Source organism: Pelosinus sp. IPA-1, from assembly GCF_030269905.1.
In the GTDB taxonomy this organism is placed as follows: Bacteria; Bacillota; Negativicutes; order DSM-13327; family DSM-13327; genus Pelosinus.
On the sequence record NZ_BSVC01000018.1, the window covers coordinates 1 to 21,926 of the forward strand.

The window sequence follows — 21,926 nt, forward strand, 5'->3', positions numbered from 1 at the left end:
GTAACACAAGTATATTGTGTTACATTACTTTTTGTTGCTTTTTTAAAAGGAGGATTTAGTATACTACAAAATTTGCTAGAAAATAATAAAATTGCATTTCATTATGCTTCTAAAACGAAGCTAGAAGTAATAAATCATTTGCTGAACTTATTAAATCAACATGATGCAGGGACAGCGTGGCATTCTTATAAGGTAGCCAGTATGGCAGCTGATTTTGCAATAAGACTCAATCTGTCAGTTTCCACCATTGATGATATAACGTCGGCTGCCCTACTTCATGATATAGGTAAAATAAAAATCCCCCCCCATATATTAAATAAGCCTGAGAAGTTGACTCGAAATGAATTTAAAATTATAAAAAAGCATTCCCAATATGGTTTTGAAATTTTGAAAAATATAAAGCAATTGGATTCACTAGCAGAAGCAGTTCTTTGCCACCATGAAAAATTTAATGGCAAGGGCTATCCATTTGGGAAAGTAGGTCAAGAAATACCTTTAATTTCACAAATATTAAGTATTGTAGATGTTTATGAAGCGATTACTTCAGATCGGGCCTATCGTAAAGCAATGACACGAAAGGAAGCGATTCAAGTCCTGCATGATGGAAGAGGAACTCACTTTAATTCTGAGTTAGTAAATTTCTTTTTATTAGGAGGAGAGTAAATCGTGGAGTATCACGAAGAAATAGAGTATCTTATAAGTCTTTTAAACAAACCGAAAAGTAAGAGCCATGAAATAGAAATTTTAAATAGATTAGAGAAACTTTTGGAAGAATATACAAGGAATATTTATCAGAGGGGGTCTTTAACTTCCGATAAATAAGTAAGAAGGCGCACCTTATTTTGAAACGTCAGTACCTTTGCAAGGTTGCTGACTTTTTTACTTTCAAAAATCTTTATTTTTATTAACCCAAACAAGTCTCAACGTTTTGAGGATATGTTAAAATGGAGCTACCATATTAAAAATTCTTATAGTTCTTAATTGAGTATAAGTTAATTACAATATTTGGAGGATGGATATGATTAAATTAGGAACTTATCGTCATTTTAAAGGTAAGGTATATAAAGTAATAATGATTGCTAAGCATAGTGAAACGCTAGAGGATTTTGTTGTGTATCAAGCTTTATATGGGGATAAGGGAATGTGGATACGCCCCTTAGCTATGTTTGAGGAAATGGTTCAAGTGGAAGGGCAGGCGGTAAAACGGTTTGCATATGTTGGAGATTAATGAACCTATTTCTTCTTTATATCAGAAATGGATAGGTTAATACGATAATTCCCATGCAATAATATTTCGTCAAGAAGTGCACTTAGGTGTTGTTGATTGGCCAAGATAGCCTTGAGCCAATAACATCCTTCACCACTTATTTTATGGGCTTCCAGCACTTCCTCTCGACTTTTCACAAATTCCTGAAAGAGAGAGTGATTTGTAGTTTTCATAAATACGGTTATAAATGCTATTAGGGGTTTACCGAGCTTCTCTTGGTTGAGAGTAATAGTGAAACTTTCAATGATTTCTAAATCTTGCATTCGTCTAATACGTGCAGCTACTGCTTGGCCAGTTAAATGAACTAATTTACCAATTTCCTGCCATTGCATACGAGAATTATTTTGTAGGCACTGTAATATCTCCCAATCTGTTTTATCAAGCATGTTAGCTCATTCCTTTCATCCTGTAAGTGGAAGGCCCTATAGTCTTTCATCGTAAAATTGTAATGAACTCAATTTATTGTCATAATAGTAGTAGGAAATGACACATGTAAAGGTAGGGAATGATATGGAGCTTCAGCTGTTACGACATGCTACCTTATTGGTAAGTATGAGTGGTAGAACATTGCTAATTGATCCGATGTTAAGTCCGGCAGGACTGATGCCGCCTATCGTCAATTCAACAAATCAACGCCCCAATCCTCTGGTTGAGTTGACTTGCTCACAGGATTTTTTGCAAAATATTGACGCTGTATTATTGACTCACATGCATCGAGATCATTTTGATGATGCTGCTGCAGAGCTGTTGCCTAAAGATAAACCGATTTTCTGTCAACCAGAGGATGAGAGCAAACTGAAGGAATTAGGATTCTATCGTGTTATTCCGATTTTTAAACAAAATTGCTGGGAAGGGTTAAATATTATCCGCACCGCAGGTCAACATGGAACAGGGGAAATAGGTATCGCTATGTCGCCAGTCTCTGGTTATATTCTGGAAGCGAAAGGTGAACCTATGCTTTATATAGCTGGAGATACTATTTATTGCTCAGAGGTAGAGAGTGTTTTGGGTACATACCATCCACAGGTAACGGTAGTGAATGCTGGGGCGGCCCAATTTTTAAATGGTGACCCTATTACTATGACAAAGGAAGATGTAGGGGACCTTTGTAGGTATGAGAGTGAGACAAAAGTAGTAGCTGTTCATATGGAGGCCATAAATCATTGCCTTTTATCACGGAAAGCACTTAGTGATTATTTAAAGAGAGAAGGTTTACAAGAGAGAGTGTTTATTCCTCTAGATGGTGAAAAAATAGTTTTATCCGATGACTAAACCGCTCTAAGACTCCCATCTTCATCTCGTTAACAGTCTGTAATACCCTTCCCTCTGGTCAGGATAACAGTCTGTAAACTCGAAGTAAGTTCGCTCTAAGGGTCTCCGGACCCAAGGCTCACTTATATAAGTGGGAGTTAAGAGCGGCTAAGTCCCTGGATAAGAAGGGCTAAGATTCAGATGGAGTTAAAACTCCATCTGAATCAAGTCTTCTTTATTATAATTATGTCAGTTAGAAAAGGAATAGTTAGCTTCTAGAAAGAGGCCGACTATTCCTTTCGTTATTTATGAATGTAGCTTATTAATGCTATGTATGATGTGAACGATTTTTATAATAATATTTGCAAAATCATTATAAAAGGAATAAAATTTCTATGTGATGTATAGTAAGTATATTTCAGATTCACACTATATTAATAGCGTAATTGTGATATAATTTATTTCTTGGGGGTATTATGGAGCAAATTTTCCAATATGTAATTCATTTGATTGATATATGGGGCTATCCTGCTATTTTAATAGGTATGGCGTTGGAAAGTGCGAATATACCGATACCCAGCGAATTGATCTTTGGTTTTGCTGGCTATCTTGTTTTTTTAGGAAGAATGGATTTTAATTTGGCTGTGATGACAGGTGTAGTAGGCGGTTTATTAGGGTCGATAGGCTCTTACTTAGCTGGCTATTATGGGGGGCCGCCTTTTGTCACACGATATGGACGATATATTTTTTTGTCTGAGCAGAAGGTAGCCATGGCGCAGAAATGGTTTGATCGCTATGGGCTAATTACCGTCCTATTAGCGCGGCTATTGCCCGTTGTACGCACTTTTATTTCATTGCCAGCAGGGTTTGCAAAAGTTAATTTTATTAAATTTATCCTGTATACTATTATAGGGTCTGTACCTTGGACCATTGCCCTAGTTTATGCAGGAATGATGCTTGGGGCGAATTGGGAAACAATACGTACAATTGGTCATGAAGCTAGCTTACTTGTTGCTGGCGGAATTTTTATTCTTTTATTGTATTATCTAAATAAAAAGAGTAAGAATGCATAAGGGTAAAGCAGATTGATATAGGGTAGTATAAAGAGTGAGGAACGGTAAGCATCATATTATGGAGCGAAGGATATAAGATGACGGAAGAAAATGAACAAATCAATAAGAATAAAGGAAGTTCTAATTCCTTTTTAAAAGGCACTTTGATTTTGACCGTAGGTGGCATTGTTGTTAAAGTTATTGGATTCTTAAATTGGATTATTTTATCAAGAGTATTAGGTGGTGAGGGCATTGGTCTTTACCAAATGGCATTTCCTATTTATTTATTGGCGTTAAGCGTATCTTCAGCAGGCATTCCTGTAGCTATTTCCATTATTACTGCTGAAAAAAGGGCCTTATTTGATTACGTTGGGGCAAATCGTGTTTTTCGAATTTCCTTAACGGTATTAGTTATCACAGGACTATTCTTCAGTTTATTGCTATATTTTGGTGCAGGTTTGTTAATTGAATACCGCTTTATTCGAGATCCTCGGGCCTACTATTCCCTGTTGGCTTTAGCACCTGCAGTTTTCTTTGTTACGATTTTATCCAGCTATCGTGGGTACTTACAAGGCTGCCAAATCATGACGCCAACTGCTGTATCACAAATTGCCGAACAACTAGTTAGAGTTGGTACGATGTTAATCTTTGCAAGTTTATTACTGCCAAAAGGCTTAGAATATGCAGCAGGGGGGGCCAGTTTGGGGGCTGCTCCAGGAGCTGTGGCAGGCCTGCTGGTTTTAATTTATTATTATGTTCGCCTGCAAAAACAAGGTAGAAAAGATACAGAGGGGCAAGTTATAGACCGTATACAAGAACCGAGTATGAGCATCATAAGACGTCTAGTCAAGCTTGCTTTACCAGTATCTTTATCAAGTATTATGCTGCCCATTGTGGCAAATTTTGATTTATTTATTGTTCCTGCCCGTTTAGAGGTAGCAGGGTATACTGTGGAGCAGGCGACTGAATTGTTTGGTTATTTAACAGGTATGGCAGTGCCACTGCTGAATTTATCTACGATTTTAACAGCTTCGTTGGCTACGAGTTTAGTGCCAGCCATATCGGAGTCTTTTTCCCTAGGTAATACCAAGCGAATTTATCAGCAAACAGCATCTGCTATGAGAATTGCTAATTTGGTGACCATTCCCGCTTTTGCAGCTTTGTGGTTGTTGGCCGAACCTATTTCTCAGATGGTTTATAATGCACCTCAGGCTAGCCATTCAATAAGTATTATATCTATTGGAATTTTTCTTTTAGGCATACACCAGGTGACAACAGGAGTATTGCAAGGTATGGGGCATACTGCCATTCCCGTTATTAATATGGGGATTGCAGCTATTTTTAAGGTTGTTTTGAATTGGGCGTTAACGGCTATTCCGACTCTTGGTATCAAAGGGGCCTCTTGGGCCACGGTTGCTGATATTGGAGTTGCCGCATGTTTGAATATTTATTATGTGCATCGTTATGTTGGCTATGCCATTGAGATAAAAAGCTTAGTAAAACCAAGTGTTGCAGCCGCTGTTATGGGAAGTGTTATTTACATAAGTTATGATGCCATTGTCTCGGCTACGTCTCATATAGCCCTTGCCACTCTTACAGCTATGACCTTTGGTATTATTGTATATGGTGGAGTATTGCTCGTTATTGGCGGCATTAGCGAGAGCGATATGAAACAGGTACCGTTGATTGGTTCTCGTGTAGTGCCTATATTGCGTAAGTTTGGACTATTTAAGGACTAATTTTATTAGGTATAATATCCTAACTGTAAAATTTATCATCAAATAGTGGGAGCTAAATACAAGACTGGATATATTGAGTTGGTTTAAAAAATTGGTAATTTAATAAAGCAAAGATTAGGCAAAAACAATTGAGGTCTTGCCTAATCTTTTTAATTTTAAGCAGAATTTTAGGACTTTTACCCTAGGATTTTTAGATAATGAAAATACAACATGTGCTTTTAAAAAGAAAAGATAATACTATATGTTGTGTATTTTGAAATTTTATAGATAATCGTAAATTAGTAAAAGTCAAGTCTTGGTTTAAAAAAATATAGTGATATAATTACGTATAGAGAATAATTATTTTATTCAAATGTAACGTTTTTTTACTTGTTTGGTGGGCGTGAATAATCCACCAAAAATAAGTATTTTTGTGTATGGAAGTTGCTTTAATTTTAAAATGCAAAGATTTGAGTAGTTTAGTTTTAAAAATATAAATATTTAGGGTGGGGAAATATGAGCAATTTTCAAGTTGTTAAACGTGATGGTCGTGAAGTGGAATTTAATCCAGGAAAAATTTATGCGGCAATTCAAAAGGCTTACAAGGAAAACTTTGATGGTGTAGTGAAAAAGGAAAAACTCCAGCTATTAACAGACAAAGTACTTACTAACATTGAGACACGTAAAATACATAGCTTATCAGTGGAAGAAATACAAGACCTTGTTGAGGATGTATTATTGCAGTCAGAAGAGGTAGCTGTTGCTAAAAAGTATATTGCTTATCGGGCCAAGCGTACTCAAGTGCGGGAAGCAAATATGCGTTTGATGATGGATTATAAGGACATTACCTTTAAAGATGCAGAACAAGTTGATGGCAAAAGAGAAAATGCGAATGTAGATGGAAATACCGCTATGGGAACGATGCTTCAATATGGGGCAACAGGGTCTAAGCAATTTGCGATTCATCATATATTAAAACCAGAACATGCTAAATTTCATCAGGCTGGTTATATTCACATCCATGATATGGATTTTGAGGCTATCGGCACCTTGACTTGCTGTCAGATTGATATTAAGAAGCTATTTCGCGATGGTTTCTCTACAGGGCATGGCCATTTAAGAGAGCCACAAGATATTATGAGCTATGCTGCATTAGCAGCCATTGCGATTCAAAGCGACCAAAATGATCAGCATGGAGGACAATCCATTCCTAATTTTGATTATGGCTTAGCTGCAGGTGTTGCAAAAACTTTTATCAAGTTATATGCAGAAAATATGAAAAAAGTATTGATCATTGATTTTCCAAATCTAGAGGAAGACACTATTGATCAAATCCTCTTAAAAACAGTCCATCAATATAGTGGTGAGGAAGGAGATTATCCTCGAATTGGTGAGACGGAATATCAAGCTTATCATGGACAAGAAGCATCCCGTTTGAAGGAAGCATTAATAGGATATGGCATTACTATAACGGAATCTGAGATCGATAAAGTACAGGATTTTACTTATCGTTTTGCTAAAAGGGAAACAATAAAGAAAACTTATCAAGCAATGGAAGGATTTTTGCATAACCTAAATACCATGCATTCTAGGGCAGGGGCACAAGTACCATTTAGCAGCATTAATTTTGGGACAGACACTACGCCGGAAGGCCGATTGGTCGTAGAACAGTTCTTATTGTCTGTAGAAGCTGGCTTAGGTAATGGAGAAACAGCCATTTTCCCAATTAGTATTTTCAAGGTAAAAGAAGGCATTAACTATAACACGGAAGATCCTAACTATGACTTATTTAAATTATCTTGTCGTGTTTCAGCCAAACGGTTATTTCCTAATTTCGTCTTTATTGATGCACCATTTAATTTGCAATACTATAAACCAGGTCGTCCTGAAACAGAAATTGCGACAATGGGATGTAGAACAAGGGTTATTGGATCCGTATTCCCTGAATCCGATGGTATTATTTTTGGGAGGGGGAATAACTCCTTTACTAGCATCAATCTTCCGAGAATAGGAATTAATCATGGTATTTGTTTAGGTGAAAGAACGGCGCCTAATATAGATGGTTTTTATCAAGAATTAGATTCTTTAATTCAACTGGTAATTCAGCAAATATTAGATCGTTATGAAATCCAAAAGAATAAAAAAGTTAAGAATTTTCCTTTCTTAATGGGACAGAAGATTTGGTTTGATTCGGATAAATTGGAATGGGAAGATACGCTAGAAGATGTAATTAAACATGGCACTCTAACTATTGGATTTATTGGCTTAGCGGAGACTCTTACCGCTCTTTATGGAAAACATCATGGAGAATCGGAGGCAGCCCAAGAAGCTGGACTTGCAATCATTGGACATATGAGAAAACGTATGGATGAGGCAGCAATAAGGTACCAACAGAATTTTTCCTTGATTGCGACACCAGCAGAAGGCTTATCAGGACGTTTTGTAAAAATTGATGCTAAAAATTATGGAATTATTCCTGGGGTAACGGATCGGGATTACTACACAAATGGATTCCATGTTCCTGTATATTATTCAATTCCAGCTGCCAGAAAAATTGAGATAGAAGCTCCTTATCATGCCATGACCAATGCAGGCCATATTACCTACATTGAATTAGATGGAGATCTAGTAAAAAATCTAGATGCTTTTGAAATGGTTGTTCGCAAGATGAAGGAATGCGGCATTGGCTATGGCTCCATTAACCATCCAGTAGATCGTGATCCGAAATGTGGTTTTACAGGTGTGATTGGCGATCAATGTCCAAAATGTGGACGAGTAGAAGGGGAAGGCGGCATGGGTTTCGAACGTATTCGCCGTATTACTGGATACTTGGTAGGTACTATGGATAAATGGAATGATGGTAAACGGGCAGAAGAAAAAGATCGGGTTAAGCATGGTGTGAGAAACGAAACTAGTAGTAATTAAATTACTAAAAATGTGTTATAACTAATCACATAGTATTTAGTAGAGGAGACTTTAACATATGATTACGTTAGTAGCTAATATGCAGGCAAAACCAGGTAAAGAAAAAGAACTAGAGGCTGCGTTACAGACCGTATTTTCTAAGGTGCAACAGGAAGAAGGCACTGTAGCATATGTGCTTCATCGTTCCAAAACCAATGCTGGACAATTTTTCTTTTATGAAAAATATCAAGATCAGCAAGCACTAGATCATCATGGTTCTACACCTTATTTAAAAGAATTATTTAGCACAATTTCCGGCTTGCTTCTTGAAAAACCAGAAATCAAATTGTATGAAGAAGTGGCTGCAATTTCTCGCTAATAATGGAGAACTTGACAATTATTAACTGAAAAAATCCTGCAAAGTAACTTACTTTGCAGGACTTTTTATTTATCCGTCGTAAAAGGCGATTATTTATAACTAATTATATTTATTGAATATTTGTAATGTCGAAAGACTAGTAAGAGAAGGCGAGATTATGAAGGAAGCAGGAAACTCGAAGTACGGGTTTTACTGGTAAAATAGAATATTGATATCTAACAATAGATTTAAAATCCATGTTTGGGATGAATAATCCTAAACATGGATTTATTTTTGTCTCAATAAGGAGCTATCTAAATGTTATTCATTTTCTTTGAATTTATTTGGTAATCTATACCTTTTGGTATAGGTAAAAAATTACAAAATGATTTATTATTTAAAAGTATAGGTTTAAATTAATCCATTTAGATGGTAAAAATAAAACTTGAAAATTAGTGTACCTGCATAAATAAAAGTTCAAAGAATAGTGCCAATAGTAATACTGTCAAAAGGAGATGCCCAATGAATGAAAAAGTTTCTCCCCTGAAAGAAGATGGCCGATATCAAATTACCGCGACTGATACTGGCGTATGCCTTAGTGTCTGGCCTCCAGGTAACAATGGGATGCCAGTAAAAAAGGCAACAATTATTCAAGATTTGACCAATCGAAATTTTATTAACTATGACAGTAATTTTATCTCCATAGTAATCAAGGAGGCCATCGGTAAGCCAATACAAATTTTTAGTTCATTGCCATCCGAAGACGGTCGGTATCAAATCACAGCAACTGATACTGGCGTTTATCTCAGTGTATGGTCACCAGTTAATATGGGATCGCCAGTTAAAAAGACTGAGATTATTCAAGATTTGATTAACCAAAAGTTTACCAATTTTGACAGTGATTTTATCTCTACGGTAATCAGAGAAGCTATTGGCAGACCGATACTAATCATGAATTCACTACCATCACAAGATGGCCGCTATCAAATTACAGCAACGGATGCTGGCGTTCATCTTAGTGTGTGGTCTCCAGTCAATACTGGATTACCAGTAAAAAAGGCTGATATTATTCAAGAATTGATGAAGCAAAAATTTACCGATTTTGATAGTGACTTCATCTCCACGGTGATCAAGGAGGCTATTGGTCAACCAGTACTAATAGTCAATGCACTGGCGTCGATTCAGATGGAGCCCAATATTCGTGTAAGGGTGCGGCGGGATCGTCTGGAAGCTAGGATTGATCTTACCATACCAGAAGATGTTTCTAATGTTACAATGTCGCAACTTATAGACAAATTGAAATCGGCTGGTGTTGTTTACGGTATTGACGTATCCGCTCTTGAATCACTCACCCAATTACGTGCAGGGAGTGATATTGTTGTTGCACGTGGTAAGACGTCTTGTAATGGGAATGATGCGTTTCTGCATTATCATGTCGATAGTGATAGTCAAGGACGTCCAGTAGAAATGGATGACGGGCGCGTTGACTTTAAGGAAAATAATAGTTTTCTCTGTGTAGAGGAAGGACAGCTATTAGTAGAGAAAATTCCCGCTACACCTGGTACTTCGGGAATAGACGTCTTTGGCCTACCAATTTTAGCGAAACCGGGGAAAGACATACTAATGCCTGTAGGAAAAAATGTAGTTAATGTTGATGATTGGCGCCTTTATGCCGCAATTGATGGTCATTTGCATATATTTCTCGATAAGCGTATCAATGTCATAGAAGTCATTGTAATTGATGGGGATGTTGATTATTCCAGTGGGAATATTGAATTCAGGGGGAGTGTTATTGTCCGTGGTTCAGTTCAACCTGAATTTTCAGTAAAAGCAGGCGGTAATGTTGAAATATGCGGCAGCATTTGTGGTGGTATTGTAGAAGCTAATAACATCATTATCCACAGGGGCATTCAGGGAATGAATCGTAGCGTAATTAAAGCACGGGAGCGCCTAAGGACGAATTTTATAGAAAATGCTACTGTTTATGCTGATCAGGAAGTTCATGTTAGCGATGTAATTTTAAATAGTTCAGTTTTTGCAGGTGTCAAAGTTATTGTAGAAGGGCAGCGCGGTCTTGTTCGTGGCGGACGGATATCAGCCGGTGAAGAAATTCGCGCTCTCACCATCGGCAATCAGGCCAATGTTGCTACTGATATTGAAGTCTCCGTCAATCCGTATCTTAAGGATGAACTATTTAAGATTCGTCTTGAAAGTAAAAAGGCAATGGCTCTATATGAAGAATTAAAAAAATCACTGTCCTACATTCTAAGCCAAGGTGTTGAAAATCTTTCGGCTGAAAAAAGAGATCGATATGCAAAAAAAGAAGCGGAATGCAATACTATGAGGGTTAGTTTAGACGAGATGCGGCAACGCATAGCTCATATTGAAGACCTTCTCAAATCTCTTAAACCAGGCAAGATACATGTGAACGGTGTCATTTACCCCGGCGTCAAATTATTTATGGGACCCTTAACAAAACCCCTCAATGATCCTCTCAAATATGTCTCTCTATATGTGCATGATGGGGAAATTAAGTTTACATCATTACGGTAATTAGTAACTATAAAGACTAGCAGGTTTTATTATCTGCTAGTCTTTATAGTTACTAATGAGGAACTTAAGAGAAAAGGTCTGGATGTAAAACAGCATCGTTGAGTAACTCGCAAAGTAATTTGAGCGCTTTTGGTAAATCTACGTCTGTAAGGTTAGTCCAACAAATTCGCAGATGATTGGTCTCAGGTTCTCCAGGATAGAAAATTGAACCGGGAAGGAAATGTACGCCGCGACGGTGGGCTTCAGGAATTAAGAAATCGGTGTGAATCCCCTTTGGCATTGACAGCCATAAGTGGAGACCAGCAGTTTGTTTAGGACGAATAATACGAGGATCCAGAAGGCTGTCTAGTGTTTGGAGAACAGTTTTACGACGGCTGTCAAGAACGGTATTCATTTTGCGAATGGAAGAGAAAAGCTGGGGATTACGAAAAAACGGTACAAGAGACTTTTGCAGCCAAAGAGGAGATCCTAGGTCAGCAATGGATTTGGCTGCAAGCAGTCGATTATAGATACTGCCATCTGCAGCAAGTAATCCAAGTCGCATGCCAGGAAAGAGAAATTTGCTAAAACCTTTAAGATAAACTACCCGTCCGTCTGTATCTAACATCTTTAACGGTGGCGGTAAAATAGAGCATTTTATTTTATCCATTTCTAGTTCACGATGTGGTTCGTCTTCCAAGATGAGGACATTATGCTGCCTTGCAAAATTCAGTAAATCTTGTCGCCGTGATAAAGACATAATGGCACCAGTAGGGTTTTGCCCAGTGGGAACAGTGTAAATAGCTTTAAAACGAGTATAGGGTACCAAATCTTCTAGTATATCAACTCGTATTCCATTGCTATCAACAGGGATGGGGTGCAGGTTGACATGAGACAAGCGAAAAGCATCAATGGCTCCAGAAAAGCACGGAGTCTCCACTCCTATAATGTCACCAGGTCCAAGAAAGGTGCGTGCAAATAGGTCAATTCCCTGCTGTGTACCACTTGTAACGATTAATTGGTGGGGGGTTAAATCAATTGATATCACTTTTAAATAGTCTATTAAAGCAAGTATGAAGTCACTATCCCCTTGGAAATTAGCGTATTTCCCTAGGGAGCTGGGAGAGTTGTCGAGTGTTTGACGGATAGAGGTTTGAACTAAGTGCATAGGCAGTAACGAATGATGTACCGAAGCAGATGCCAAATCTAATATATTGGATGGTAAGCGTACCGTACTTTGACTCCAAAAACTAGCTCGCGGCAGATAGTCAGGCACAGAAAGCTGCCAATCAAAAGTAGCGGAGGGATTATTCGTATCTAAAGTATCATCTTTCGCACTGCGCACAAAGGTACCTTTACCCCGAATGCTTTCTGTTAAGTTGCTATGATCAAGCATTTTGTAAACTTGGTGTGCAGTTACTAAGCTAACATTTAGATCTTTAGCTAATTCTCGCACCGAAGGTAGTTTAAAATCCGGTGCAATTAAACCAGAACGGATACGCTGAGATATTTCCAAATAAATTTGTTGACGAATCGAAACGTTACTTTGGCGGTTAATAGAAATTTTCATAGGTCCTCCAACTGTTATACCTGTTCCTTGACTGTTATAGTAAATAAATGGTTTTATAAGAATAATATACACGAATGTTATATAACAGAAAAGAGGGAGAGCTTATGTATATAGTATATGGTTTGATGTGTTTAATTTTTGGTACCACGTTTCTCGCGATTAAGGTTGGTATAGAAGCTGGAGTGTCACCTTTTCTCTTTGCCGGTACCAGGTTTTTTATCGCGGGCGTTATCGTATTGGTTGCTGTTAAATTATTGTATGGCAAAATTAGCTTACGAGGCGAAGAGTATAGAGATGTTTTACTAGTTGGTATCTTTATGACTGGGATCATGTTTGGCTGTTTATACTGGGGTGAACAGTATATCTCGTCAAGTATTGCAGCACTATTAGCTGCAACCACGCCGATTATGATAGGTATTGTAGAATGGTTTCAGGGCTCGCGAGAAAGTGTTTGGATTAAAGGCTGTGGTTTATTTATTTCCTTTATTGGGGTAGGCGTTGCAGTATTTCCTGCCTTAGGGATCGATGTGACGAAAGAAGCTTTATTAGCTGTAGCGGGGATACTTGCCGCTGAAGTTGGCTGCGTTTTTGGCACAATGAAATCAAAAAAAATCTTAGCTGCTGGTTTAAGTCCCGCCCTACTCAATGGCTGGCAAATGCTAGTTGGAGGAAGTCTGCTTATCATGCTATCCTTAGCTACAGAACGAACTGAAGTAACTATCAACTATGATATATTCTTTTCATGGGCTTATCTTGTTGTATTTGGTTCACTTGTTGGTCATGGATCTTATTACTGGTTAGTAAATCGTGCAGGACCATTATTACCATCAACATGGACCTATATTTCACCAGTGATTGCCCAATTTGTTGGTTACTATGTTCTGTCAGAATATTTATCAATTTACTCATTCATCGGGGTTAGTTTGGTACTTTGGGGTATATTTTTAGTTAGTCGGGCTGGGATATTGGAAGTTTGGTTAAAAAAAAGATTACAAAGTGTAGTTGCTTCTTAAACAATTACCTTTTCATTAAAAAGATTGAGCCAACGTATGTATATCTCGCTTGACAAGACTCCTACTATGTTTCAGGACAGGTGCTCCATGTTAATGGCGGAACGATTACAGAGTCTTAAACGGTTCTAGGATAATCTGAATAACTATGCCTATTATTAAAGGACACTTTGATCATTAATTGATTAAGGTGGCCTTTTGTATTTGAAGCATAATATAGCAGGTAAGTGTGTCTAATATAATAGACATTGCTGTCTATTTATAGTACGCCATAGGACAAAAAAGTTAGAAATAAATAATAGATGTAGCACAATAATTGAGTTTAAGGGGATTTTTAAAAGATCTAATTATTGGCACATAACTTGCATTACTTATAGGTAAGATCAACGGTTATATAGTTAAGGGAGATCAAGGAGGTCAAAGTAATGATACACGAGGTAGTAATCGTTGGTGCTGCAAGAACTCCAATTGGTAATTTCCTTGGAGTGTTAAAAGACGTAAGTCCTATTGATCTTGGAGTAACAGCTGTAAACGGAGCATTAGCTAGAGCCAATTTAAAACCTGATCAGGTTGAAGAACTTGTTTGTGGCATGATTTACAAAGGTGGAGCAAAAGGGAACCCTGGCCGCCAGATACAGTTAAAATGCAAAATGCCTATTGAGGGGTACGCATATACGGTTGATCAGCAGTGTGGTTCCGGTATGAAAGCATTCGAAGCCGCGGCACAGTCGATCATGCTTGGAAAAGCGCAAATTGCGGTAGCTGTTGGTGCAGAAAGTATGTCTCAGGCTCCTTATATTCTAAAAGGTGCTCGTGAAGGTTATCGTATGGGTCATAGTGGGATTCATGATTCTATGCTGCATGACGGTTTAATTTGTGCAATACAGGGTTATCATATGGGCGTTACAGCAGAAAACTTGGCTGAGCAGTACAATATATCTCGTTTGGAACAAGACGAATTAGCATTGCTGAGTCATCAGCGAGCAATTGCTGCACAACGTAGTGGAGTCTTTCGAGAGGAAATTGTTCCTGTAACTATTGAAACAAGACGAGGAGCAGTAGTAGTCGATTCAGATGAGCACCCGAGAGATGATTTTACAGTTGAAAAGCTAGCTGGTATGAAACCTGCATTTAAGAAAAATGGAACCGTAACATCAGGCAATTCATCAAGTGTTAATGATGGCGCAGCCGCATTAGTATTAATGTCTGCCGAGAAAGCCCGTGAACTTTCGATCAAGCCCCTTGCTCGTGTAGTTGCTAGTGCAAATATGGGAGTACATCCAGAGGTTATGGGTATAGGACCAGCGTTTGCTATTCCTAAAGTACTGAAGGATGCAAACTTGACAAAGGATCAAATTAGTTATTATGAAATTAATGAGGCATTTGCAGCCCAATTTATAGCAGTAAATAGAGAATTAAATTTGGATCTTAGAAATGTTAATCGTAACGGCTCTGGAATTGGGCTGGGGCACCCAGTTGGGTGTACTGCTGCCAGAATAATTGTGTCACTTTTATACGAATTAAAACGTTCTGGTGAGCGTTATGGTGTTGCTTCATTATGTGTTGGTGGGGGACCAGCTATTGCTACTGTAATCGAGGCAATTTAAAAGCGATGTTATAGGCAAAGGTTTATAATATAAAAAGAGTATTGAAGGGAGTTTTTTAAAATGAGAGGTTTGAAGGATAAAGTAGTAATCATTACTGGTTCTGCTAATGGGATTGGCAAGTGTACTGCCCTTAGATTTGCTGAGGAAGGTGCGAAAATAGTTGTTGCTGATTTTGCTGATGGATCAGGTACTGTAGCTGAACTAGAAGCAAAAGGAACTGCTGCGTTTTATGTTCAAGTTGATGTAGCGAACCCAGAGAGTGTTAAAAATATGATGGACAAAACGATTGAGGTTTTTGGTAAAGTAGATGTGTTGATTAACAACGCGGGAATTACAAAAGATGCTATGATGAAAAAAATGACAAAAGATGCTTGGGATGCAGTCATTTCTGTAAATCTTACTGGCGTGTTTAATTGTACTTCCGCAGTATTACCATATATGCTAGAACAAAAGTCAGGTGTTGTTTTAACATCGTCTTCCGTTGTAGGTATCTATGGAAACATGGGACAAACCAATTATGCAGCGACAAAATGGGGCGTAATCGGTATGACTAAATCATGGGCAAAAGAAATGGCGAAATCTGGACTACGTTTCAATTGCGTGGCTCCTGGTTTTATCGGTACAGACATGGTGAAAAAAATTCCTGAGCAAGTATTGCAAGATAGAATTCTTGTTAAAGTTCCTGCAGGACGATTAGGCGAACCTGAAGAAATAGCAGCAGCTTTTGCATTCCTTGCTTCAGATGATGCTAAATATATTAACGGAACAGTATTAAGTGTAGATGGTGCTTGCACTCTATAAGTTGATCCCCAAATTATATTTAGAGAACGTGATATAATAGTTCTCAACAAGTAAAAGAGAGCCTTCTTGAGTAATCAAGAAGGCTTTTTCAGCATCTAACTGTTGGTAGAGCAAATAAGACTCCAACTAAATACCTGTTTTTGCGTAGTTTCATCCTTGGTAAAGAGGACATGAATTGCCTCTAATGAAAAGCCTAAAGTCTATTTTTAAAAAGTTCGTCCCACAAATTAAAACGTAAATTGGAAAATCCTATTGATTCAATCAATATATTCAATTTCCCTTTTGTCCAGGGAACAGGTATTGTTAAAGAGGAGGAAAAATCGAAAAGTGAGAGTTTATTTAATTGTCAGGCATATAATAATGTCCTACAATATAAAAAGAGTAAAATTGTGGGATGTGTTAACTAAATGGATTTACGATTACTACAAACCTTTCTTTTGGTTGCAAAGATAGGCAATGTGACTCAAGCTGCAGAAGAACTAAATTTTAGTCAACCTACAGTAACGACCCAAATCAGAACAATGGAAGAACACTTTGGGGTCTTACTATTTGAGAGGGTAGGAAAAAAGTTATATATAACAGAAGCGGGTCAACGTTTGATTGGTTATGCAGAGAAACTATTGTTAATACATGGAGAAGCACAAGCTGTCTTACAAGAATTCTCATATGATAAAACGATTAAAATAGGTCTTGGCACCGCAGTTGCAGCGCATACGCTTTCGCCTATTCTACGGGAGTTTCAAGAGAAGGTTTCTAATGTATCGGTAAATATTGAGCATTGTTTTAGTCTGCCGATTGCAGTTAAAGGTATATTAGATAACAGTTTTGATTTTGCACTTGTGCACGACGAAATCTCAAATAATAGGATTTTGCAATTTAACGTTGTGGCGCAAAGACTAGTATGGATCGCGCACCCTTTCCTTATCGAGAAGTATGGCAATAACTTTTGGCAGCACCCTTTCATTGCACTGAAGCAAGGGAGTGTTTATCGAGCAAAATATGATAGGGTATTACGGGAAAAGGAAATAAGTCCAATGTTGGAATACAGTGATTCTGAAGCAATTAGGCAGGCTGTATTAAATGGATTGGGAGTTGGTGTATTGCCAGAAGTATTGGTTAGGCAAAATTTAGATGACGGAACACTTGTTGAGTTTAATAATGCACCTAAGTTTGAAATTATATTTTCTGTGATATTCCATAGAGAAAAAACATTTACTATTGCAACCCGTACTTTATTAGCAATGATTGCTGAAAATGCAAATATTCATAGCGAATTATCAGGATATTTACAATCGACGTAGGTGATATCATTTGTGGGGGAGATCAAATGGAAAAATTTTATGATAACGAACAAATTAGGATACGTAAGAAAGCCTTGTTAACTGGAAGTTTAGCACATTTTATACATGATGGATTTACGGATATGCTATATATTTTTTTCCCGATTTGGCAAGCTCAATTTTCATTAAATTTTACTGAAATTGGTTTTTTAAAAACACTTTTTTCGGGTACTATGGCATGTTTTCAGGTGCCATCTACTAATCTTGCTAATCGAGTTGGTGAAATTAGATTATTGTTACTTGGAACTATCCTTACAAGTGTTTCTGTTTGGCTGCTTGGGTGGTCTGCAACCCCAATTTTTCTAGGTTGCTTACTCGTAGTCGGAGGATTAGGTTCTAGCGTACAGCATCCTTTATCATCTTCTATAATCTCCAATGCTTACACAGATAGCGATGCACGGAGAGTTGCGCTGAGTACTTTTAATGTAACTGGAGACATGGGAAAACTAGTTTTGCCAAGTGTAGCTGCTTTCTTAATTAGTCAATATAATTGGCCGACTACAATCCATGTACTTGGTATTGTTGGTATGGGGGTAGTTATCACTATTTTCCTAAGTAGCAAAAGCATTCGGCAAGTAAATATAAATACAGAAAATAAGAAAACAACGACAGCCATAAGTCATTTAAAATGGAAGGAAAATAAAGCGTTTTGGTCCCTGTCAATGATAGGAGTTATTGATAGTGCAACGCGGATGGGCTTTTTAACCTTTTTTCCGTTTTTATTGCAGGAAAAAGGAGCAGGGGTGACAACCATAGGACTAGCCCTTTCTCTTGTATTTGCAGGGGGATCTGTCGGTAAATTCGTATGTGGTACGCTAGCTACAAAATTGGGAATACTACGATCAGTAATCATTACGGAGATTATTACAGCCTTTTGTATTTGGGCAATGCTTAACCTTCCGATAAATAATGCGATATTACTCGCTCCGATTCTCGGAGTAGCCCTAAATGGTACTTCATCTGTACTTTATGGGAGCGTTCCTGAATTGGTTTCTGAGGAACGTAGGAAACAGGCTTTTGCAATATTCTATACAGCAACGATTGGTGCAGGGGCACTATCTCCTTCAATTTATGGGATGGCAAGCGACATAGTCGGAATAAAAACTGTCGTAATAATTGTTGCGATAGTAGTGCTTTTTACTATTCCATTAACTATACCTCTTAGGGGAAAAATTTAATCATTAATTGTGGGAATCAGTGATTTCGGACGGTACTTCTGATTCCCGGTTTTAAGTTTCGCCGTTGCTAGTGGTACGCAGAACTGTACCAGCTAACGGTAAAAAAAGCCTGCCAACTCTGTGAATTTGGCAAGGCTTTTTGTGTCTTATATCGTAAGTAGCGTATAGTGTATTTGATTATAACCCAAAGATCGTTAAAGCACATCAGAAGCAAAGCTACCAATAGTGCTAAATAGATACAACTAAAGGGTATAGATAGTATAACTAAAAGTTATCATACAATAAATATTCGATATTATCTTTATATTTAAAATAATCATATAATGTAATTGAAAGCGCTAAAAGTCGACATTAAAGCGGTTCTAAGTGAGAAAATTAATATAGCTTTAGTTGATATAGAAAATAATAGCTAGAAGGAGATAAAATATGAGTTTACGTGACGAAGCATTAACCTATCATCGAGAAAAGAATGGTAAATTAGGTGTGATTGCTAAGACTCCACTACGAGATGGTCATGATCTTAGTCTAGCATATACCCCAGGGGTAGCAGAACCTTGCATGGAAATTCATCGTGAAAAAGATTTATCTTTTGAATATACTTGCCGTGGTAATATGGTGGCAGTTATTACTGATGGAACTAGAGTGCTCGGTCTTGGTGATATTGGTCCAGAGGCAGCTATACCTGTAATGGAAGGTAAGGCTGTACTATATAAAGTATTTGGTGACGTAGATGCTATTCCCTTGTCAATTGACACGAAGGATGCAGATGAATTTATCAAAACCGTTCGACTGTTACAACCTAATTTTGCAGGGATCAATTTAGAGGATATTTCTTCTCCTAAATGCTATGATATTGAAGATGCTCTCAAGGCGCAAATGGACATACCTGTGTTTCATGATGATCAACATGGGACTGCCATTGCTGCTGTAGCTGCTACGATTGGTGCACTGCGATTAGTAAAAAAACAGTTGCATGAGGTTAAGGTTGTAGTAAATGGTGCTGGTGCAGCTGGTACCGCCATCGTACAATTATTACTCAATGCTGGTGTAGGGCATGTAGTTATGATGAATTCCAAAGGTGCCATGTATGATGGGATGGAGACATCTCGTGTAAATCGGGTTCAAGCAGCTTTATTGCCTAGAACTAATTTGAAAAAAGAACAAGGTAGCCTGCAAGACATTGCAAAAGGTGCAGATGTGCTTATCGGTGTTTCACAACCTGGATCCTTCACGAAAGAGATTGTTCAGAGTATGAATCAAGATTCCATTGTATTTTCTTTGTGCAATCCTGAACCGGAAATTAGTTATGCTGATGCCAAGGCTGCCGGGGTAAAAGTAGCTGGCACGGGTCGCTCAGATTCTCCTAACCAAGTAAATAACGTTTGCGTTTTTCCGGGAATTTTTCGTGGAGCTATCGATGTGAGAGCTCGACAAATTAATGAAGAAATGAAACTGGCAGCCGTATATGCCATTTCAGAGCTAATAACAGAAGAAGAACTAAGAGAAGATTATGTTGTACCTGGAGTTTTTGACAAACGAGTTGCTCCAGCTGTAGCAGCAGCGGTAGCTCGCGCTGCAATTAAAACAGGTGTTGCTAGAATTATAGTAGATCCTGAAGAAGTAAGGGCTAAGGCTGCAGCAAGAATTACACTTGCTGATCAAAAATAAAATAGATAATGTGAATTCCTGCAAAGCAGCATAGCTTTGCAGGAATTTGTATTTTATGGTAAAATCAACTTTAATATGGTAAAGAGAAAGAAGTGAATAGGATGGAGAAACAGAAAAAGGTTTTTGAAAAACTAGATGAATTAAAAATTAATTATAAAGTAATCCATCATCCAGCTGCTTATACAATAGAGCAAATGGATGAACTGGGAATTACCAATCTAGATGATGTATGTAAAAATCTATTTTTGCGAGATTACAAGGGTAAGCGACATTTTATTGTAGTATTGGATAAGAATAAGCAAGCTGATTTGAAAAAAATGCGCGAGCAAATGGGAACTACCGCTTTAAGCTTTGCGTCTGAAGAAAGGCTGGAAAAATACCTGCAACTAAGTAAAGGCGCAGTAACACCTTTTGGGATCATCAACGACACAGATTGTGCTGTTGAGGTAGTCTTTGATCAAGATTTGGTAGGTAAAAATAGCCTTGGATTTCACCCAAATGAGAATACGGCAACTGTCTGGGTTTCTTTTGATGACATAAAAAAAGTAATCCAGCAGAATGGCAATAAAATCACTTATGTAACTATTTAAGGATTTGCGAAATCAGCTGATTTGACTCAAAAGTTTGGTGAATTGGCTACATGCAAAATATGATTTTTATCAATTTTTTACTATACGCTGTATGACCGGCTGTCTATTATATAAGAAGTTAGGACAGGAGGGAATATAGTAATGAAAGTAGCAATCGTTATTAATAAGGAACTGCCTCTCGGGCTGATTGCCAATGCATCAGCAGTATTGGGTATCAGTTTGGGTAAGTTATTTCCAGAGGTTGTTGGCGAAAGCATCGCAGATGATAATGGTAAACTACATTTGGGAATAACTACGAAAACAATTCCTATTTTAGGAGCCACACGAGAACAAGTGAAAACAATTCGTGACAAATTGTTTGATGAGGCATACTCTGATGTAATTGTTGTAGATTTTAGCGAAATTGCCCAAAGGTGCTTAGATTATGGAGAATATACACAACGTCTATCAAGCATGAAGAATAGCGAGATACATTATATGGGGCTTTGTCTATGTGGACCAGTAAAAAAGGTTAACAGTTTTACTGGTAATCTAGGGCTTCTAAGGTAGATTTTGTGATAAACTTAGAATTTAAATAATATGGTATTAGTGCTAATTGCTAAGAGAATCTCAATCCTTATAAATATAGGATTGAGGTCCTTTATTATATGAATGCTAGAGAGGACCAAACGATTCATAAGTTGACTCCAGCGAGGAAATACTTTAGCTGCAGGATTGGTATTAGTAGCTTTATTTTCAGTCTTTTATATTGGTAAAAAGCTTTACCAGAAAAGATATTACAGCCAAGATAAATCTATGAGGGAAAACCGTTCTACCAGAGGTTTATTGCAGCAACAAGAAATGCAATTTGAAATCGCAAAGGAAGTTGCTATTGATCAAGAAAAAGTAGAGAAAAAAGAAAAAGGGACGTAAGTTATGAAAAATAATGAGGAGATCTAACAAGATAAAAATAAAAGCTAACGGAATAAACCGTTAACTTAAAAAAGAGCCCGTAATGATCTACGCTACAGCCAATACCGATCATTACATACCTATACGCAATCTTTCGACTACCCACAAGCATTACACAACCGATACTGA

At 37.6% G+C, this 21,926-nt stretch carries 19 protein-coding genes; 17 read left to right on the forward strand and 2 right to left on the reverse strand.

What is annotated here, in order from left to right; translation table 11 throughout:
* A partial coding sequence (locus QSJ81_RS25180; RefSeq protein WP_352230936.1) for an HD-GYP domain-containing protein occupies nucleotides 1–663 on the forward strand: 663 nt, incomplete at its 5' end.
* A 355-nt stretch (nucleotides 664–1,018) separates the two neighbouring features.
* Nucleotides 1,019–1,228 (forward strand): DUF1653 domain-containing protein, encoded by a 210-nt coding sequence (locus tag QSJ81_RS25185; RefSeq protein ID WP_285720045.1) that lies wholly within the window; start codon nucleotides 1,019–1,021, stop codon nucleotides 1,226–1,228.
* A gap of 5 nt (nucleotides 1,229–1,233) precedes the next feature.
* Here QSJ81_RS25185 and QSJ81_RS25190 read toward each other — a convergent pair whose 3' ends face one another.
* A complete protein-coding gene (locus QSJ81_RS25190; protein ID WP_285720046.1) occupies nucleotides 1,234–1,653 on the reverse strand; it encodes an Lrp/AsnC family transcriptional regulator in 420 nt (139 codons plus the stop codon).
* 97 nt (nucleotides 1,654–1,750) lie between these two features.
* Between QSJ81_RS25190 and QSJ81_RS25195 the strand changes: the two genes are divergently transcribed.
* From QSJ81_RS25195 to QSJ81_RS25220, 6 genes are all read left to right on the forward strand, one after another.
* Nucleotides 1,751–2,539, forward strand: a complete 789-nt coding sequence (locus tag QSJ81_RS25195; protein ID WP_285720047.1) for an MBL fold metallo-hydrolase — start codon at nucleotides 1,751–1,753, stop codon at nucleotides 2,537–2,539.
* A gap of 455 nt (nucleotides 2,540–2,994) precedes the next feature.
* The gene (locus tag QSJ81_RS25200; protein WP_285720048.1) at nucleotides 2,995–3,591 is read left to right on the forward strand and encodes a DedA family protein; all 597 of its coding nucleotides are present in this window, start codon (nucleotides 2,995–2,997) and stop codon (nucleotides 3,589–3,591) included.
* Between the two features lie 77 nt (nucleotides 3,592–3,668).
* Nucleotides 3,669–5,309 (forward strand): putative polysaccharide biosynthesis protein, encoded by a 1,641-nt coding sequence (locus QSJ81_RS25205; protein WP_285720049.1) that lies wholly within the window; start codon nucleotides 3,669–3,671, stop codon nucleotides 5,307–5,309.
* Nucleotides 5,310–5,804: 495 nt separating this feature from the next.
* Complete coding sequence (locus QSJ81_RS25210; RefSeq protein ID WP_285720050.1) at nucleotides 5,805–8,213, forward strand: anaerobic ribonucleoside triphosphate reductase; 2,409 nt, start codon at nucleotides 5,805–5,807, stop codon at nucleotides 8,211–8,213.
* 58 nt (nucleotides 8,214–8,271) lie between these two features.
* The gene (locus QSJ81_RS25215) at nucleotides 8,272–8,571 is read left to right on the forward strand and encodes a putative quinol monooxygenase (RefSeq protein ID WP_285720051.1); all 300 of its coding nucleotides are present in this window, start codon (nucleotides 8,272–8,274) and stop codon (nucleotides 8,569–8,571) included.
* Nucleotides 8,572–9,072: 501 nt separating this feature from the next.
* Entirely contained in the window at nucleotides 9,073–11,103 is a 2,031-nt protein-coding gene (locus QSJ81_RS25220; RefSeq protein WP_285720052.1) for a flagellar assembly protein A, read from the forward strand.
* Nucleotides 11,104–11,167: 64 nt separating this feature from the next.
* Here the strand turns inward: QSJ81_RS25220 and QSJ81_RS25225 are convergent, their stop codons facing one another.
* The gene (locus QSJ81_RS25225) at nucleotides 11,168–12,652 is read right to left on the reverse strand and encodes an aminotransferase-like domain-containing protein (RefSeq protein WP_285720053.1); all 1,485 of its coding nucleotides are present in this window, start codon (nucleotides 12,650–12,652) and stop codon (nucleotides 11,168–11,170) included.
* 104 nt (nucleotides 12,653–12,756) lie between these two features.
* On the opposite strand from QSJ81_RS25225, the gene QSJ81_RS25230 reads away from it, so the two are divergent.
* From QSJ81_RS25230 to QSJ81_RS25270, 9 genes are all read left to right on the forward strand, one after another.
* The gene (locus tag QSJ81_RS25230) at nucleotides 12,757–13,665 is read left to right on the forward strand and encodes a DMT family transporter (RefSeq protein ID WP_285720054.1); all 909 of its coding nucleotides are present in this window, start codon (nucleotides 12,757–12,759) and stop codon (nucleotides 13,663–13,665) included.
* Nucleotides 13,666–14,087: 422 nt separating this feature from the next.
* Nucleotides 14,088–15,269, forward strand: coding sequence for a thiolase family protein (locus tag QSJ81_RS25235; RefSeq protein ID WP_352230938.1), 1,182 nt, complete (start codon nucleotides 14,088–14,090; stop codon nucleotides 15,267–15,269).
* Between the two features lie 60 nt (nucleotides 15,270–15,329).
* A complete protein-coding gene (locus QSJ81_RS25240; RefSeq protein WP_038673247.1) occupies nucleotides 15,330–16,070 on the forward strand; it encodes a beta-ketoacyl-ACP reductase in 741 nt (246 codons plus the stop codon).
* 407 nt (nucleotides 16,071–16,477) lie between these two features.
* Nucleotides 16,478–17,371, forward strand: coding sequence for a LysR family transcriptional regulator (locus QSJ81_RS25245; protein ID WP_285720055.1), 894 nt, complete (start codon nucleotides 16,478–16,480; stop codon nucleotides 17,369–17,371).
* A 26-nt stretch (nucleotides 17,372–17,397) separates the two neighbouring features.
* Nucleotides 17,398–18,588 (forward strand): MFS transporter, encoded by a 1,191-nt coding sequence (locus QSJ81_RS25250; protein ID WP_285720056.1) that lies wholly within the window; start codon nucleotides 17,398–17,400, stop codon nucleotides 18,586–18,588.
* 426 nt (nucleotides 18,589–19,014) lie between these two features.
* Complete coding sequence (locus QSJ81_RS25255) at nucleotides 19,015–20,256, forward strand: NAD(P)-dependent malic enzyme (RefSeq protein WP_285720057.1); 1,242 nt, start codon at nucleotides 19,015–19,017, stop codon at nucleotides 20,254–20,256.
* A 101-nt stretch (nucleotides 20,257–20,357) separates the two neighbouring features.
* A complete protein-coding gene (locus tag QSJ81_RS25260) occupies nucleotides 20,358–20,846 on the forward strand; it encodes a prolyl-tRNA synthetase associated domain-containing protein (protein WP_285720058.1) in 489 nt (162 codons plus the stop codon).
* 141 nt (nucleotides 20,847–20,987) lie between these two features.
* Nucleotides 20,988–21,395 (forward strand): DUF2000 domain-containing protein, encoded by a 408-nt coding sequence (locus QSJ81_RS25265; protein WP_285720059.1) that lies wholly within the window; start codon nucleotides 20,988–20,990, stop codon nucleotides 21,393–21,395.
* A gap of 165 nt (nucleotides 21,396–21,560) precedes the next feature.
* Nucleotides 21,561–21,758, forward strand: a complete 198-nt coding sequence (locus tag QSJ81_RS25270) for a hypothetical protein (protein WP_285720060.1) — start codon at nucleotides 21,561–21,563, stop codon at nucleotides 21,756–21,758.
* Nucleotides 21,759–21,926: the final 168 nt, after the last annotated feature.